Origin of the sequence: Acinetobacter baumannii (genome assembly GCF_009759685.1) — a bacterium.
Taxonomy (GTDB): Bacteria; Pseudomonadota; Gammaproteobacteria; order Pseudomonadales; family Moraxellaceae; genus Acinetobacter; species Acinetobacter baumannii.
Map to the genome: position 1 here is coordinate 1,254,130 of NZ_CP046654.1, position 14,834 is coordinate 1,268,963.

Sequence of the window (14,834 nt, forward strand, 5' to 3'; positions counted from 1 at the left end):
ATCAGTATCTCTAGCATTCATTCAACAGATCAGTCGATTGAATACGGACAACACCTTGTTGCTGCATAGTTTGCCACGCTTGTTCTAATGAACCATTAAGATCAATACCTTTGCACGCATCTTCAATCACTAAAGTTTTAAAGCCTTGCTTAACCGCATCTAAAGCAGTCCATGCGACACAAAAGTCTGTAGCAATTCCGACCACATAGACCGTATCGATACCACGTTCTTTTAAATATCCCGTTAAACCTGTCATTGTGGTGTGGTCAGCTTCCATAAAAGCCGAGTAACTATCAATATGAGCATGAAAACCTTTTCGGATAATCAGTTGAGCTGTCGGGATATTTAAATCCGGATGAAATTCGGCATCATGAGTGCCTTGTATACAATGCTTAGGCCAAAGCACCTGTGATCCATAATCCAGTTCAATCGTTTCAAATGGCTGCTTGCCCGGATGGTTGGCTGCAAAAGAAATATGATTATCCGGATGCCAGTCTTGAGTGAGGACTACATTTTCAAAACAACCTGCCAATTGGTTAATGGTTGGAATAATCGTATCGGCGTCGGCAACTGCTAGGTTTCCACCAGGGGTAAAACCATTTTGCACGTCAACTACGACTAAAGCCGAATTTTGTGGTTGTTTATTCATTTTCATGCCATCTTAAGTCCCATTCGGGAAAAATATGCATTTTATCTTGCCATAAAAAAGACCGTGTTAAGTAGAGGTTGGAAGAATTGCACCATATTCTCATTTTTAATGTCTTTTACTTGAAATGATCAAATTGGCATTCTATGTTTTGCTCAAGTTTACATAGGGTTTATCAGTCAAGCATATTGTTCTTATGCGTCTGATCAGTCATAATTTGCATAATTGTCATTCAACAATCTGTTATTGTTAGAACTGGACAATCAAAATACTGCAACCATCCCACATTTTGTTTTTCTTACCTCAGATTCGGATGGATAAATAGGATATTTTTTAAAATGACTCAGCAAGCACAGACCATTCAAGGCTCAATCGTCGCAATCGTCACTCCCATGTTGAAAGATGGCGGTGTAGATTGGAAGAGTCTTGAGAAGCTGGTTGAGTGGCACATAGAACAAGGTACAAACAGTATTGTAGCCGTCGGTACAACCGGCGAAGCCTCAACATTGAGCATGGAAGAGCACACACAGGTTATTAAAGAAATTATTCGTGTAGCCAACAAACGTATTCCAATTATTGCCGGTACTGGTGCAAACTCAACCCGTGAAGCAATCGAATTAACTAAAGCTGCCAAAGACCTTGGCGCAGATGCAGCTTTACTTGTAACCCCATACTATAACAAGCCGACTCAAGAAGGCCTTTACCAACACTATAAAGCGATTGCTGAAGCTGTTGAATTACCGCTTATTCTTTACAACGTACCTGGTCGTACAGGTGTAGATTTGTCAAACGATACAGCTGTTCGTTTAGCGGAAATTCCAAATATTGTCGGCATTAAAGATGCAACAGGTGACGTACCGCGCGGTAAAGCTTTAATTGATGCTTTAAACGGCAAGATGGCTGTGTACTCAGGTGACGATGAAACTGCATGGGAACTTATGCTTCTTGGCGCAGACGGTAATATCTCGGTTACTGCAAACATTGCACCTAAAGCAATGAGCGAAGTATGTGCGGTTGCAATTGCAAAAGATGAGCAACAAGCAAAGACGCTTAACAATAAGATTGCAAATTTACACAATATTCTATTTTGCGAATCAAACCCAATTCCTGTGAAATGGGCACTACATGAGATGGGACTGATTGATACTGGTATTCGTTTACCACTCACTCCTCTCGCTGAGCAATATCGCGAACCTCTCCGCAATGCCCTAAAAGATGCGGGAATTATTTAATAAGAGCAATTTATGATGCAATTACGTCTTGGTTTAGTCCTTGCAGTTTCAGCCTTAAGTTTAGCTGGCTGTGGTCGCTTCGCACTCAATAATCACTCTTTAGATTATAAAAATGCAAAGCAACTCGCCCCACTTGAGTACCCTGCCGATGCAACTGTACGACCAGCGACACCTTTGTATCCTGCACCAACAGTAGACCAGCTTGCTATCGATCACGCACCGAAGTTTGAAAACAAGCGTGGCAATCGTTTTGCATTGCCACGTCCTGAACCACTTCAAACTGATACGACAGCAGATGCATCTGCTCAAACAGGTAGTGCGCTTGGTCGCCCTCAACTTGTGACAGATGGTAATAAAAATCCACTGTTAAAAATTGATGGAAGTACTGCCGAGATTTGGCAATACACCAAAGCTACGTTAAGCACGTTAAATTACAACGTCATCGCTCAAGGTAACAATCAAGCGACGATTAAAGTAAATGACAATACATATGTGCTTAAGCTCACTGGTGTTGGCTCTAGTCATAGCCTTGCTCTATTTAATCCAGATAACACTTTTGCTAGCCCTGATGTTGCCGCAGAAGTGTTAAACCAGATTTACCAAAATTGGCCAGCCTAGTCGTTTACTAGGCATTTTTTTTAAAAAAGGTTCCCTCATGTTAAAACAAACCTTGCTCTATACTGGTAAAGCAAAATCTGTATATGAAACAGACAATGCCGACCATCTGATTTTAGTCTTTCGTGATGATGCCTCTGCGTTCAATGGCGAAAAAATCGAACAACTAGATCGTAAAGGCAAGGTGAACAACCGTTTTAACGCCTTCATCATGGAAAAACTTGCTGAAGCGGGTATCGAAACGCATTTTGAAAAATTGCTTTCTCCAACTGAAGTTCTTGTTAAAAAACTTCAAATGATTCCTGTTGAATGTGTAATCCGTAACTATGCAGCAGGTTCTCTATGCCGTCGTTTAGGTGTAGAAGAAGGTAAAGAGTTAACTCCTCCTACATTTGAATTGTTCTACAAAGATGATGGCCTAGGCGATCCAATGGTTAACGAATCTCAAGCGATTGCTTTAGGTTGGGCAACTGCTGAACAGTTAGAACAAATGAAAGTGTTAACTTATAAAGTAAATGATGTATTAAAAGCATTATTTGCTGAAGGCAACATGATTTTGGTGGACTTCAAACTTGAATTTGGTGTTTTCCATGATCGTATCGTACTTGGTGACGAATTCTCTCCAGACGGTTGCCGTTTATGGGACAAAGATACTAAGAAAAAACTCGACAAAGACCGTTTCCGTCAAGGCTTAGGCGGTGTTGTTGAAGCTTATGAAGAAGTTGCTGCTCGTTTAGGCGTAGATTTATCTGACATCTAATCAGCTCAACTTTATAAAAAACCGAGCATTTCAGCTCGGTTTTTTTATTTTCAGCACCCTAGAATTTAGGAAAAGTAGACAGATTTGTATATTTAATTAAATTATGACTTGCACAATCTCAAAACAAGGCACTAAAATCAAAAAAAATATAAATTGCATCACAATAATTAAATTTTTAAATAGGATGAGTCTATGGAACTATTTAAGCCTGAAAAGAGATTAATGAATCATCCAATCCATTTTGGTGAAAATCCATTAGTAATTTTATCTAATTTTAGCCACTCTGCCTTAAAGCAGGGATGGAGCCAAGCTGAAGTCGAAACTGTCATTTCTGAAGCTTCCCAAGGCGACTATATGAAACTCATACGTACCTTGAGAGCATATACCTTGTTTTAATTATTGTTGCCATTTTCATGACTACAAGCGCTTAACTTCAACGTTACACTTTTTATAGCAGGCTGATTGAGTTTGCTATCTTTTCTTATACTTAACTTTTCTCTCAGGTCTGGTCGATTCTTTTCTTCATGCATTATTGTTCTAGTTCGCTTACCCCCAGAGTGTTCAATTTATAAAAAAACACATAAAGCTGGTAGGAATCTTCTAGATTTATCCTGAACACTGCCTTAACAATAAATAAAAAACGATAAATATAAATTATTTATTCAGTGAGGAGTAAACCCGATGGACCATGAACTAGAAGAAGAGAAAGTCGATCAAACCCTAAGCTGGCGTGAAAAAATGGCAGTTGAAGAACACGAGAAACTGTCGCCCCGTTTAGTATATGAAATTATTCGCCGTGATGGTGCCGAAGAGTTAGATCGCCCGACAGCCGCGCTCATCTTTTCAGGCATTGCAGCAGGTCTCGTCATCAGTTTTTCATTTGTATTTAAGGCAATTATTGCTTCTTATATCCCAACTGATGCCATCTGGACCGATTTAATTACCAATTTCGGTTATACCATTGGATTCCTGATCGCTATTTTAGGACACATGCAGCTCTTTACCGAAAATACCATTACTACAGTTGTGCCCCTATTTAAGCCCTTTACCTTAGACAAATTACGAGCTGTAGGCCGTCTATGGGGAATCGTGTTTCTATGCAATATCATTGGAACAGCTTTGGCGAGTTTATTCTTCCTGACCACCGACCTGTTTACTCCAAACATTGACAAAGCCCTAGATGAACTCGCACATCATGTTGCGTCTTTTTCCGCCACCCAAAATCTGCTTAAAGGAGTTATGTCTGGGCTTTTAATTGCTGCATTGGTCTGGATGTTACCCTCTGTTAGCAATAAATTCCTAGTCATCTTTTTCATGACTTATCTAATAGGACTAGGCGACTTTACCCATGTGGTCGTTGGCTCTACGGAAATGTCCTATCTGGTCTGGCAAGGAGAAGCTTCTCTTGGTGAATATCTGTTTAATTTCCTAATCCCAACCACCATTGGCAATATTATTGGTGGTACAGGCGTGTTTACCCTGCTGATTTATGGTCAAGTGACTGAAGAATTGGAACAATAGCAGGAAACAATAAAACTATTGTTCCTGCTGCCATCTGCGTTGTTGTAGGCGTTCACCTTCAACTTCACGCTTGTTTCTTGCCGACTCATAGAGTTTGGTTCCCTTTAACTCAGGCGGCAAATAATCTTGCAGTACAAAGTGCTCAGGGTAGTCATGAGGATAGAGATAATTAATTCCATAACCTTGCTGTTTCATCAGTTTGGTTGGCGCATTTCTCAAGTGTAAAGGTACTGGTAAATTTGCCGTTTTCTCAGCAAGTTCCAAGGCCTTATTAATCGCGAGGTAAGTACTATTACTTTTTGCACTGGTCGCTAAATAAACTGCTGTTTGACCTAGAATAATTCGAGCCTCAGGCATTCCCACCGCCTGTACAGAACGGAAACATTCACCTGCAAGCAATAATGCATTTGGATTCGAGTTTCCAATGTCTTCTGAAGCGGCAATCAACATACGTCTTGCAATAAAAACCGGATCTTCCCCACCTTTAAGCATCCGCGCCATCCAGTACAAAGCCGCATCCGGATCACTACCACGAATCGATTTGATAAAGGCGGAAACGAGGTCGTAATGCTGTTCACCCGATTTGTCATAACGCGCAATATTTTGCTGAGCGACTTTTACTACAACCGCATTGGTAATGGTATTTTCAACTTCTGGCTCAAAAGTACTTGCAATTAAGTCAAGTAAATTGAGTGCTTTACGAGCATCACCTGCTGCAAACTGTAAAAGAGCATCATATTCTTCAATATGAATATAGCGTTCTTTTAAAAATTTATCGTTTTGGAGTGCATTGTTAAGTAGCGTTTGAATTGCCTCACTGTCTAAACTGTTTAAGGTATAGACCTGACAGCGTGATAAAAGTGCACTATTGACTTCAAAAGACGGGTTTTCAGTGGTGGCGCCAATTAAGGTAATTTTACCTTTTTCTACGGCACCTAATAATGCATCTTGCTGTGATTTATTAAAGCGATGGATTTCGTCAATAAAAACTACTGGTGTCAGTAAGTCACCACTTTCTGCAATCACTTCACGTAATTCTTTTACGCCCGTATTCAGCGCAGATAAGCTCACAAATGGACGATCTATTGCCTGAGCTAAAAGCAAAGCAATTGTCGTTTTACCGACGCCTGGCGGCCCCCAAAAAATAATAGAAGGCAAATGCCCCTGATCAATCATTTGACGTAAGGGCGCATGTTCACCTAACAAATGATCTTGCCCAATAATTTCAGACAAGTCTCTCGGGCGCAGGCGTTCAGGAAGTGGAATATGGGTGTCTGACATCTCAAATAGCTTTATCGTCTTTTCACTATAGTCTATTGTGTCTCACAGAAATCTACAATTTGAATCTATGAGACACATCCTTTATTGACAGGGTATTTCCTAGCATTAAGAGGGTTTCTTACTCAGCTTGAGTAAACGAGCATTGGGGCCATCTTCAATTACCCAAATTGAACCGTCTTGTGCTTCATGTAACCCACGAATACGTTGCTTCATCTCTAATCTTTGCACTTCTTTTACGGGTTTATGCTCTAAATCTACAACTACAATTGCTTCTGAAGATAACCCGCCAATTAAAGCTTTATTTTGCCATGCGGGAAATTGTTGTCCGCGATAAATAATTAAGCTCGACGGTGAGATTACAGGGGTCCAGTCAATTTCTGGCGCTTTAAACTCTAGGCGCGTGTGATGATCTGGAATAGGCTGACCTGAATAATGATCTCCATTTGAAACAATCGGATAACCATAGTTTTCGCCTTTGGTAATAATATTAAGCTCATCACCACCTTTAGGCCCCATCTCAACCACCCATAGCTGTCCTTTACGATCAAAGCCCATTCCTAATGGGTTACGATGTCCAAGTGACCATATTTCAGCAGTGACACCGCCTTGCTCATAAAAAGGGTTACCTAAGGCTGCTGAACCGTCGTCATTTAAACGCAAGATTTTGCCCAAGTTGCTTTTCATATTTTGGGCAGGCTCAAACTTTTGACGCTCGCCTGAACTGACCCAAAGCTTACCATCTGCACCAAAAAGCATGCGATGCCCATAATGGCCCTGTCCTGAGACTTTAGGTACTTGCTGCCAAATCTGCTTTATATCGGTGAGTTTTGGCTGATTAGGATTAGATAAATCTAGTTTCGCACGTGAAATCACTGCACCAGACCCACCTTGCCCTTTGGCTGCATAACTAAGATATATCCAGTGGTTTTTGGCAAAGTCCGGGTGCAAGGCTACATCACCTAAACCGCCCTGCCCACCATAACTTACGGCTGGAATACCTTGGACATCCAACATCTGTTTATTTTGTGGATTAAAAATTTTTAGCTTACCTTGCCGTTCAGTCACCAATAAGCGTTGATCAGGCAAACTGGTGATCGCCCAAGGCTCTTTAAAATGTGCGACTGCCTCGACCTGATAAATTTGTTTGGCAGCGCTGGTCTGCTCTGTTTTTGCAGTTGTATTTTGTTCAGGATTTTTTGAATTAGTATTATTAGAGCCACAGGCCATTAACAGGAAGAAACTACTACATAATAAGGGGGCTGCTAATCGTCTCATCATTTTTATCTCCTTTTGCTTTTATTTTTATATAACGGAGATGATTAAAAAATTTACGATAAAAATGTTACTTTATTATACGCTGTAATTAAAAATGCCCATCGGGAGCGTATTAACGTACCCAACGCACCACATAATCTTCGATATCATCTTCATGTACATCAGTTTCAGGAATACAACGCCCTGCTACCGACTTTTTCGCTTTCACTACGCTTTGTCTGGAACCCGTATTTAAATAGTGCCAAGAAGGTAAATTTTTGCCTTCATTCAAACGTTTATAGGCACAGCTCGATGGCAACCAGTTTATGGTTTTTAAAGTTTCCGGTGTTAGTTGTAAACAGTCGGGTACTTGCTGCTGACGGTTTGGGTAGTCAGAACAACGTCCAGTATTGCAATCAAGCAACTTGCACGCCACTTTGGTGTACGCAACTTCATGTGTATCTTCATCTTCTAGCTTGACCAAACAGCACAATCCGCATCCATCACATAGTGCCTCCCACTCAGCCTGAGTCAGCTGCTCTAGCGTATAATTTTTCCAAAACAATGGACGAAGTGAGGTCTCGGTAGACATAAGATTTTAACGGCTATATAGATCAAGCAAAATCAGATTATAGCATTGAAGTACGCTGGTCTTAAGAAAAGAAGCCGTATTTTTGGCATCACAAAATGATTGTTTAATATACATTTCAACCACATAAACGACACATTTCGTGCAAAAAACACGCTATATAGTAAAAAGACAATGAAAAATAAGGAGGACAGCATATGTTCCGTTGGGCAATAATTTTTGCAGTGATTGCACTCATTGCCAGTCTATTAGGGTTTGGTGGTGTTGCAGGGTTATCTAAAGACTTTGCCGTGATTTTATTAGTGATAGCTGTAATTCTCGCTGTTATTGGTTTTATTTCGCGAGGCCGAACTTAATTTAATCATGACCATATCAAAAAGAAGGAACTCGTTCCTTCTTTTTTTATTGCATAAATATTTCTATGCTTTTCTTTTGATGTAGTTTTTTACATAGTTATTTATATGGCTTTTATTTTTTATGCTTTAATCAAGCGTATTTAAATCGAATTTAATTTCAGGATTAATGTCATGAGTACAGCAATTAAAACCCGTGAAATTCAATATACTGCACCAGATGGTAGCCATTTAATTGGTTACTTTGCGGCTCCAGAAAGTGAAACACCTGTACCAGGTATCATTATTGGTCCTGAGTGGTGGGGTCGTAACGAATACACTGAACAACGTGCGCGTGAACTTGCTGAACACGGTTATGCTGCACTTGCAATTGACATGTATGGCGATAAAAAAGTAACAACGACTGCAGCTCAAGCTTATGAATGGATGATGCAGACATTTGAAGATCTAGACACTGTGACTGATCGTGCCAACGCAGGTCTTCAGACTTTGGCTGCTCAACCGGAAGTAAATAGTGAAAAACTTGCAGCGGTAGGTTTTTGTTATGGTGGCAAAGTGGTACTCGATCTAGCTCGTTCAGGTGCTCCCCTCAAAGCAACTGCGACATTTCATGGTACATTAGCTCCTAAGGCTCCTGCTCAAAAAGGCAACATTCAAGGTGAGGTATTGGTTCTACATGGTGAACTAGACAGCATGGTCACCTTAGAAGATGTTGCTAATTTTGAAAAAGAGATGCAAGCTGCTGAGGTTAAACATGAGGTAGTGGTTTTAAAAGATGCTAAACATGGCTTTAGTAACCCGCTTGCAGATGAAAGAGCTAAAGCGAATGGTGTAGACCTTGGCTACAACAGCGAAGCGGAGAAACAAGGCCTTGCTAAAATGTACGCTTTATTAGAACGTACTTTAAAATAAAAGAAGCAAATTTGGAGCAAATGGCATTTTTCGCATTTGCTCCCTTAAATGTTTATGACTTTGCAATATTTTTACTGTATTTTTTAAACCATACTTCAATAAATATACTCCCGTTGAGCTAGAGCAAAGCCTAGTCTTATTTCCCGCACTCGGGGTTTAATGGAATAACATGAGAGGATACAACAATGACTGACAAGAAATGTCCGTATTGCGATTTTGATGAATATGACATCATTGATAAGAATGAATTTGCTGTAATTTTACCAGACCCAAATCCGTTGTCTAAAGGTCACTGTGTAGTGACTCCACTACGCCATGTCAGCTCGTTTTTTGATATTACGTCTAAAGAGCACCAAGGCTTACTGACACTTCTTGAAATTGCCCGTCATGAAACCCAGCTTCGCCATCAGCCAGACGGTTTCCATATTGGCTTTAATGATGGTGAAGTGTTTGGACAGACTTCTGACCATTTCCACATTCATGTCATCCCATATTACAAAAATCAACCGTTGAAACTTGATCAACGTTGGGGTGTACAAAAGGATTAATCCTTTTTACTCATAGAATAGGGACTACATTTTTGATGTAGTCCCTGTTTTCATATGTCCATTTTCTTCGGTTGCTTTAAACAAAATTTCACCCAAATTTCAGCTATAATTTAGCCCTTACTTTTCTTCTATAGCTGTTCATGCCTGAATTTTCTTTTTCTGATGCCCTCTTAAACTGGTTCGATCAACATGGTCGGCATGATTTGCCTTGGCAAGTCGCAGATGATCCATACAAAGTCTGGGTTTCTGAAATTATGTTACAGCAAACTCAGGTAAAAACAGTTCTGCAATATTTTGACCGCTTTATGGAACGCTTCCCAACTGTAGAAGCTTTAGGCTATGCAACTTGGGATGAAGTAGCTCCTTATTGGGCAGGTCTTGGCTATTACGCTCGTGCCCGCAATTTGCATAAAGCCGCTGGCCTTGTAGCACAGCAAGGTAAATTTCCTGAAACCCTAGAAGAATGGATTGCACTACCGGGCATTGGTCGCTCGACCGCAGGTGCACTCATGTCTTTGGGTTTACGTCAGTATGGCGTGATTATGGATGGCAACGTGAAACGTGTCTTAGCCCGTTTCTTTGCTATTGAAGATGACTTAAGCAAGCCACAACACGAACGTGAAATGTGGAAACTAGCTGAAGAACTTTGCCCTACTCATCGTAATCATGACTACACTCAAGCAATTATGGACTTGGGTGCAACCATCTGTACGCCTAAAAAGCCTCTTTGTTTATATTGTCCAATGCAAGCTCATTGTCAGGCTTACAAGCAAGGTTTAGAGCAAGAATTACCTTTTAAAAAACCAAAAAAAACACCACCTGTTAAAACGGCAGATGTTCTTATTATTCAGTGCGCAGATGAATGGTTCTGGCAGCAACGCCAAGCTCATGGTCTATGGGGCGGTTTATTTTGTTTACCTATTTTAGAAAATGAACATGAACGCTTGAAATTAAGTCAGCAATTTAAGCTACAACCTCAACCACAAACTTTTCAGATCAGTCATAGCTTTACTCACTTCACATGGTTACTTAATACTCATGTGTTCCACGTGGAACCTGATCAAAAAGAACATCTGGCGATTGAACTTGAAGGCCAATGGTTAAGCCCAGAACAAGCTATTGCTAAAGGTGTCCCAACTGCTATGAAAAAATTGATCTCGACAAGCCGTTCATGACATAGTGAGCAAAATAATTTTGATATGGCTGTGACAGGGAGTATTTTGTGCGACGTTTTGTTTCCCATCTCTCACTTGGTTTTCTCATTATTCTATTGGCAGCCTGTGCCAGTGCACCTAAAAAACCTGCCCCGCTTTCACCAGCTCAAGTTAGCAAACTCAAGAGTATGCAGCTTCCAAGTCGGCTTCCTGTTCCGGTAAAAGGTGTCGATCGAGATGAGTTAAAAGACACATGGGGAGCTGCTCGGAGTCAGGGCCGTAGCCACGAAGGAATTGATATTTTGGCTCCACGTGGAACCAAAGTGTACAGTGCAACTGAAGGGCTCATTGCCGATCTTCGTAATAATAACCTCGGTGGCAAAGTCATCTGGATTTTAGGCCCGGCAGGAACATGGCATTATTATGCTCATCTTGATGGACATAAACGTGGCTTAAACGTAGGTGACTATGTCAAAAAAGGTGATTTAATTGGCTATGTCGGCAACACGGGCAATGCACGTTATACTTCACCTCATCTTCATTATGGTCTTTACTTAGATGGTAAAGGTCGTGGTGCTGTTAATCCTTATTCATATTTACGCTAGGAACATTTTATGTCGGAAGCGCTGATCAATCGCTTAGTAGAGTTTGCCGAGTCTGGCAACCAGCAAAAGATCATTTTAAATGGCAATAGCTATCAAGGCTGGATCATGGAAATCAGTGATGATGCCCTACTGATCAGTACCGGTTTTTCAGATAAAGTTGGCAAAGACTTTTGGCTAAAGTTTGAAGACTTAACTCAAGCTGAACTGTATTATTGGGATACTCGCCCAAATGAATGGGTACCATTCAAACTCTAAAATACCAAGATAAATATAAGGAGCATCATCATGAAAACTCAACGCTGCGGATGGTGTTCCGATGATCCACTCTATATTGCTTACCATGATGAAGAATGGGGCAAACCAGAACACGACGAAGCCCGATTATTTGAAATGCTCTGTCTTGAAGGACAACAAGCAGGTCTATCTTGGATTACCGTACTGAAAAAAAGAGAAAGCTACCGCCAGCACTTTTTTAATCATCCTATTGCTGACATTGCCGCATTTACGGATGACTTTTTAGAAACAAAACTATCCGATGCAGGCTTAATTCGTCACTTAGGCAAACTCAAAGCCATTCGTGATAATGCAATTGCTTGGCAAGCCCTTAAAGCCCAAGTTGGTGATGTTTCTAAATGGCTTTGGCAGTTTGTAGATGCCACTCCTCAACACAATGATGTTGTAGATTATCGCAACGCCCCTGCTCAAACTGAGCTCAGCCTAAAACTTTCCAAAACGCTTAAAAAAAATGGTTTCAAATTTGTTGGTCCAACCACCTGCTATGCGTTTATGCAGGCAGTGGGTATGGTCAATGACCATGAAAATGATTGTCAATTTAAAGCTTCATAACCCACCAGAACGGTTCAAATCCGCTTAAGGAGTTTCCGATGAGCAATAATACGATTCAGGCTTATGCTGCAATGCAGGCAGGTGAAAAACTGGTCCCATACCAATTTGATGCAGGTGAATTACAACCGCATCAGGTTGAGGTAAAAGTTGAATACTGTGGTTTGTGTCATTCTGATATTTCTGTTTTAAATAATGAATGGCGCTCAACCGTGTACCCTGTAGTTGCAGGCCATGAAATTATTGGACGAATTGTTGCTTTAGGCTCAGAAGCCAAAGGACTACAAATTGGGCAACGTGTCGGTATTGGCTGGACCGCTGAGAGTTGCCAAGCCTGTGATGAGTGTATTGGTGGTCAGCAAGTTCTTTGTACGGGCGAAAATGTCGCAACAATCGTGGGACATGCGGGTGGCTTTGCCGATAAGGTTCGTGCTGGTTGGCAATGGGCCATTCCCCTTCCCGAAGATTTAGACCCCGAAAGTGCAGGCCCTTTACTTTGCGGCGGAATTACCGTTTTTGACCCATTACTCAAACACAAAATTCAGGCAACACATCACGTGGGTGTGATTGGTATTGGTGGTTTGGGTCATATCGCCATTAAGCTCCTTAAAGCGTGGGGCTGTGAAATTACGGCTTTTAGTTCTAACCCAGATAAAACCGAAGAACTCAAAGCTATGGGAGCCGACCATGTGGTGAATAGCCGCGATACAGAAGCGGTAAAAGCTCAAAAGGGTAAATTTGATTTATTGCTGAGTACCGTAAATGTGTCTTTAAATTGGCGTGCTTTCATTTCTACGCTAGCACCAAACGGTTCTTTGCACTTCTTAGGACTTACACTAGAACCTGTTCCTGTTTCTGTAGGTTCTCTCATTGATGGTGCCAAATCAGTAACTGGTTCACCTACAGGTTCACCTGCCGCTCTACGCCAACTTTTAAAGTTTGCCGCACGCAAAAAAATTGCGCCTCAAATTGAGCTATTTCCAATGTCACAGCTCAATGAAGCAATTGAACGTCTACACTCAGGTCAAGCACGCTACCGCATTGTGCTTAAAGCAGACTTTGCAGAATAAAACTAACTCACTGTTTGCATCTGTTGTCGCGACCAATCTGCCAAGCTCATAATTGCTTGGCGGACATCTGCTGTTAACTCATGGCCTGCGTTTAAACGAATGAAATGTCGATAGCGTTCATCCTCACCAAAAACATGACCCGGTACTACAGTAATTCCCTGAGCTTGGGCAGTGTAATAGAGCGCTAAACCATCTACACACTTAGGTAACTGTATCCATAATGCATATCCGCCTTCGGGCTGGCTCAATGCAATTGGTATACCTTCAAAGGCTTTTAAAATACAGCTACGGTATTCTTCGACTTGTCGCATCAAGTTGGGTCTTAACTGCTCTAAATGCTCTCGATAACCACGACTATAAATAAAATCAGCTAGACCTAACTGTAAGGGCGTATTCACGCCAATATTACTTACCAGCAGTTCAAGTTTTAAATGCTCTAACTTTGTCGTTAAACAAAACCATCCTACTCGATACGCGCTCGACAAAGACTTAGAAACCGAACCACACCAAATCACATAACCTTCGCGGTCCCAATATCGAATGGGTAATGGTCGCTCGCTACTGTAGCCACATTCACCAAAAATATCGTCTTCAATAATAAAACACTGATACTCTGCAGCTAATTCAGCAATCTTCTGCTTCTCCGTGTTGCTAAAGCAATATCCTAAAGGGTTTTGGTAGTTCGCTGTCATTAAGCAAACCTTCGCCAAACCTTGCTGCATTAAGGACTCTAAGCGCTCAAGATCAATTCCGCGATGATCTGCCGGAATCTCAACAATCTGTCGTTTTAAACTTGCTAATAACTGTAAATGACCATTGTAGGTGGGTGTAGGAATAAGAATACTATCGCCCACTTCAGTAAGCTTCTGAATCACTAAAGACAGAGCCGGCATACAGCCATTGGTAATAAAAATATCTTCTGGAGCGATATAAATACCATCTTCACGCCAATGATCGGATAGCGCTTTTCTTAATTGTTCATGGCCTTGTTTATTACAATAAAGAAAATCTTGAGGCTGACAATTTTTTAAAGCACGTTGAATAGAACGACGTAAACCTTCTACAGGAATAAAGTGCGGCGTTAACTGAATCGATCCCAAAGGTACAAGATGACTTTGTAAGGCAGCTTCCTGAATTTGGTTATGCAACTCCAGATTTGAGACATGCCGAGGCAAAGATAAGAAATCCGGACTATCCGGAATAGGGCTAGATGGGGTACGAGCAACTACAAAATAACCCGACTTCGGCTTTACATAAATGAGTCCCCTCGCCTCAAGCAATTCATAGCAACTTTTTGCTGTACTTAAACTAATACCATGTTGTCGGGCAAAATCTCGTAAGGAAATGAGCTTTTGATGAGGTTTAAGTTCATCTTGATAAATACGATGTGCTAATTGATTGGCAAGAACCTGATATTGAAAAGTCATTCTGTGCTGCTTTTTTAAAAATTT

The 14,834-nt window shown here is 41.0% G+C and carries 18 protein-coding genes; 13 read left to right on the top strand and 5 right to left on the bottom strand.

Annotation, left to right across the window (positions count from 1 at the left end; genetic code table 11):
- Positions 1-10: 10 nt before the first annotated feature.
- Positions 11-655 (bottom strand): bifunctional nicotinamidase/pyrazinamidase, encoded by a 645-nt coding sequence (gene pncA / locus GO593_RS05910; protein ID WP_001985076.1) that lies wholly within the window; start codon positions 653-655, stop codon positions 11-13.
- A gap of 329 nt (positions 656-984) precedes the next feature.
- Here pncA and dapA point away from each other — a divergent pair, with 329 nt between their 5' ends.
- The 5 genes from dapA (at position 985) to GO593_RS05935 (ending at position 4,774) form a co-directional block, all read left to right on the top strand.
- Positions 985-1,878: a 4-hydroxy-tetrahydrodipicolinate synthase gene (dapA, locus tag GO593_RS05915; RefSeq protein WP_000193600.1), complete on the top strand. Its 894-nt coding sequence runs from the start codon at positions 985-987 to the stop codon at positions 1,876-1,878.
- 15 nt (positions 1,879-1,893) lie between these two features.
- Positions 1,894-2,496: a hypothetical protein gene (locus tag GO593_RS05920; RefSeq protein ID WP_001177091.1), complete on the top strand. Its 603-nt coding sequence runs from the start codon at positions 1,894-1,896 to the stop codon at positions 2,494-2,496.
- A gap of 37 nt (positions 2,497-2,533) precedes the next feature.
- Complete coding sequence (gene purC / locus GO593_RS05925) at positions 2,534-3,253, top strand: phosphoribosylaminoimidazolesuccinocarboxamide synthase (protein ID WP_000917863.1); 720 nt, start codon at positions 2,534-2,536, stop codon at positions 3,251-3,253.
- 192 nt (positions 3,254-3,445) lie between these two features.
- Positions 3,446-3,649 (top strand): hypothetical protein, encoded by a 204-nt coding sequence (locus tag GO593_RS05930; RefSeq protein WP_000418560.1) that lies wholly within the window; start codon positions 3,446-3,448, stop codon positions 3,647-3,649.
- A gap of 285 nt (positions 3,650-3,934) precedes the next feature.
- On the top strand, positions 3,935-4,774 hold the full coding sequence (locus tag GO593_RS05935; protein ID WP_000349489.1) for a formate/nitrite transporter family protein: 840 nt from the start codon (positions 3,935-3,937) through the stop codon (positions 4,772-4,774).
- 15 nt (positions 4,775-4,789) lie between these two features.
- Here the strand turns inward: GO593_RS05935 and GO593_RS05940 are convergent, their stop codons facing one another.
- The 3 genes from GO593_RS05940 to GO593_RS05950 all read right to left on the bottom strand — a co-directional run bounded on the left by GO593_RS05940 (position 4,790) and on the right by GO593_RS05950 (position 7,901).
- Positions 4,790-6,055 carry a replication-associated recombination protein A gene (locus GO593_RS05940; RefSeq protein ID WP_001285409.1) on the bottom strand — a complete coding sequence of 422 codons (1,266 nt, stop codon included), beginning with the start codon at positions 6,053-6,055 and terminating at the stop codon, positions 4,790-4,792.
- Between the two features lie 105 nt (positions 6,056-6,160).
- Positions 6,161-7,330, bottom strand: a complete 1,170-nt coding sequence (locus GO593_RS05945) for a PQQ-dependent sugar dehydrogenase (protein ID WP_074162152.1) — start codon at positions 7,328-7,330, stop codon at positions 6,161-6,163.
- 112 nt (positions 7,331-7,442) lie between these two features.
- Positions 7,443-7,901 carry a YcgN family cysteine cluster protein gene (locus GO593_RS05950; RefSeq protein ID WP_000102818.1) on the bottom strand — a complete coding sequence of 153 codons (459 nt, stop codon included), beginning with the start codon at positions 7,899-7,901 and terminating at the stop codon, positions 7,443-7,445.
- Positions 7,902-8,095: 194 nt separating this feature from the next.
- Between GO593_RS05950 and GO593_RS05955 the strand changes: the two genes are divergently transcribed.
- The 8 genes from GO593_RS05955 (at position 8,096) to ahr (ending at position 13,383) form a co-directional block, all read left to right on the top strand.
- Entirely contained in the window at positions 8,096-8,254 is a 159-nt protein-coding gene (locus GO593_RS05955) for a DUF1328 domain-containing protein (RefSeq protein WP_000490267.1), read from the top strand.
- Positions 8,255-8,425: 171 nt separating this feature from the next.
- Complete coding sequence (locus tag GO593_RS05960; RefSeq protein WP_000100765.1) at positions 8,426-9,163, top strand: dienelactone hydrolase family protein; 738 nt, start codon at positions 8,426-8,428, stop codon at positions 9,161-9,163.
- A 185-nt stretch (positions 9,164-9,348) separates the two neighbouring features.
- Positions 9,349-9,711: an HIT family protein gene (locus GO593_RS05965; protein WP_000130110.1), complete on the top strand. Its 363-nt coding sequence runs from the start codon at positions 9,349-9,351 to the stop codon at positions 9,709-9,711.
- Between the two features lie 140 nt (positions 9,712-9,851).
- Entirely contained in the window at positions 9,852-10,886 is a 1,035-nt protein-coding gene (gene mutY / locus GO593_RS05970) for an A/G-specific adenine glycosylase (protein WP_001113869.1), read from the top strand.
- 47 nt (positions 10,887-10,933) lie between these two features.
- Complete coding sequence (locus GO593_RS05975; protein WP_001252461.1) at positions 10,934-11,470, top strand: M23 family metallopeptidase; 537 nt, start codon at positions 10,934-10,936, stop codon at positions 11,468-11,470.
- Positions 11,471-11,479: 9 nt separating this feature from the next.
- A complete protein-coding gene (locus GO593_RS05980; RefSeq protein WP_001287365.1) occupies positions 11,480-11,725 on the top strand; it encodes a hypothetical protein in 246 nt (81 codons plus the stop codon).
- A 30-nt stretch (positions 11,726-11,755) separates the two neighbouring features.
- Positions 11,756-12,316, top strand: coding sequence for a DNA-3-methyladenine glycosylase I (locus GO593_RS05985; protein ID WP_000857017.1), 561 nt, complete (start codon positions 11,756-11,758; stop codon positions 12,314-12,316).
- Between the two features lie 38 nt (positions 12,317-12,354).
- A complete protein-coding gene (ahr, locus tag GO593_RS05990; protein WP_000069843.1) occupies positions 12,355-13,383 on the top strand; it encodes an NADPH-dependent aldehyde reductase Ahr in 1,029 nt (342 codons plus the stop codon).
- A gap of 2 nt (positions 13,384-13,385) precedes the next feature.
- Here the strand turns inward: ahr and GO593_RS05995 are convergent, their stop codons facing one another.
- A complete protein-coding gene (locus GO593_RS05995; RefSeq protein ID WP_000143924.1) occupies positions 13,386-14,810 on the bottom strand; it encodes an aminotransferase-like domain-containing protein in 1,425 nt (474 codons plus the stop codon).
- Between the last annotated feature and the right edge of the window lie 24 nt (positions 14,811-14,834).

Excerpts from the sequence above, each read along its gene's own strand:
- dapA (WP_000193600.1), top strand. The coding sequence starts at position 985 with ATGACTCAGCAAGCACAGACCATTCAAGGCTCAATCGTCGCAATCGTC.
- GO593_RS05920 (WP_001177091.1), top strand. The coding sequence starts at position 1,894 with ATGCAATTACGTCTTGGTTTAGTCCTTGCAGTTTCAGCCTTAAGTTTA.
- GO593_RS05950 (WP_000102818.1), bottom strand. The coding sequence starts at position 7,901 with ATGTCTACCGAGACCTCACTTCGTCCATTGTTTTGGAAAAATTATACG.
- GO593_RS05985 (WP_000857017.1), top strand. The coding sequence starts at position 11,756 with ATGAAAACTCAACGCTGCGGATGGTGTTCCGATGATCCACTCTATATT.
- GO593_RS05980 (WP_001287365.1), top strand. The coding sequence starts at position 11,480 with ATGTCGGAAGCGCTGATCAATCGCTTAGTAGAGTTTGCCGAGTCTGGC.
- GO593_RS05955 (WP_000490267.1), top strand. The coding sequence starts at position 8,096 with ATGTTCCGTTGGGCAATAATTTTTGCAGTGATTGCACTCATTGCCAGT.
- GO593_RS05960 (WP_000100765.1), top strand. The coding sequence starts at position 8,426 with ATGAGTACAGCAATTAAAACCCGTGAAATTCAATATACTGCACCAGAT.
- mutY (WP_001113869.1), top strand. The coding sequence starts at position 9,852 with ATGCCTGAATTTTCTTTTTCTGATGCCCTCTTAAACTGGTTCGATCAA.
- GO593_RS05930 (WP_000418560.1), top strand. The coding sequence starts at position 3,446 with ATGGAACTATTTAAGCCTGAAAAGAGATTAATGAATCATCCAATCCAT.
- GO593_RS05940 (WP_001285409.1), bottom strand. The coding sequence starts at position 6,055 with ATGTCAGACACCCATATTCCACTTCCTGAACGCCTGCGCCCGAGAGAC.
- GO593_RS05945 (WP_074162152.1), bottom strand. The coding sequence starts at position 7,330 with ATGAGACGATTAGCAGCCCCCTTATTATGTAGTAGTTTCTTCCTGTTA.
- ahr (WP_000069843.1), top strand. The coding sequence starts at position 12,355 with ATGAGCAATAATACGATTCAGGCTTATGCTGCAATGCAGGCAGGTGAA.
- GO593_RS05965 (WP_000130110.1), top strand. The coding sequence starts at position 9,349 with ATGACTGACAAGAAATGTCCGTATTGCGATTTTGATGAATATGACATC.
- purC (WP_000917863.1), top strand. The coding sequence starts at position 2,534 with ATGTTAAAACAAACCTTGCTCTATACTGGTAAAGCAAAATCTGTATAT.
- pncA (WP_001985076.1), bottom strand. The coding sequence starts at position 655 with ATGAAAATGAATAAACAACCACAAAATTCGGCTTTAGTCGTAGTTGAC.
- GO593_RS05995 (WP_000143924.1), bottom strand. The coding sequence starts at position 14,810 with ATGACTTTTCAATATCAGGTTCTTGCCAATCAATTAGCACATCGTATT.
- GO593_RS05935 (WP_000349489.1), top strand. The coding sequence starts at position 3,935 with ATGGACCATGAACTAGAAGAAGAGAAAGTCGATCAAACCCTAAGCTGG.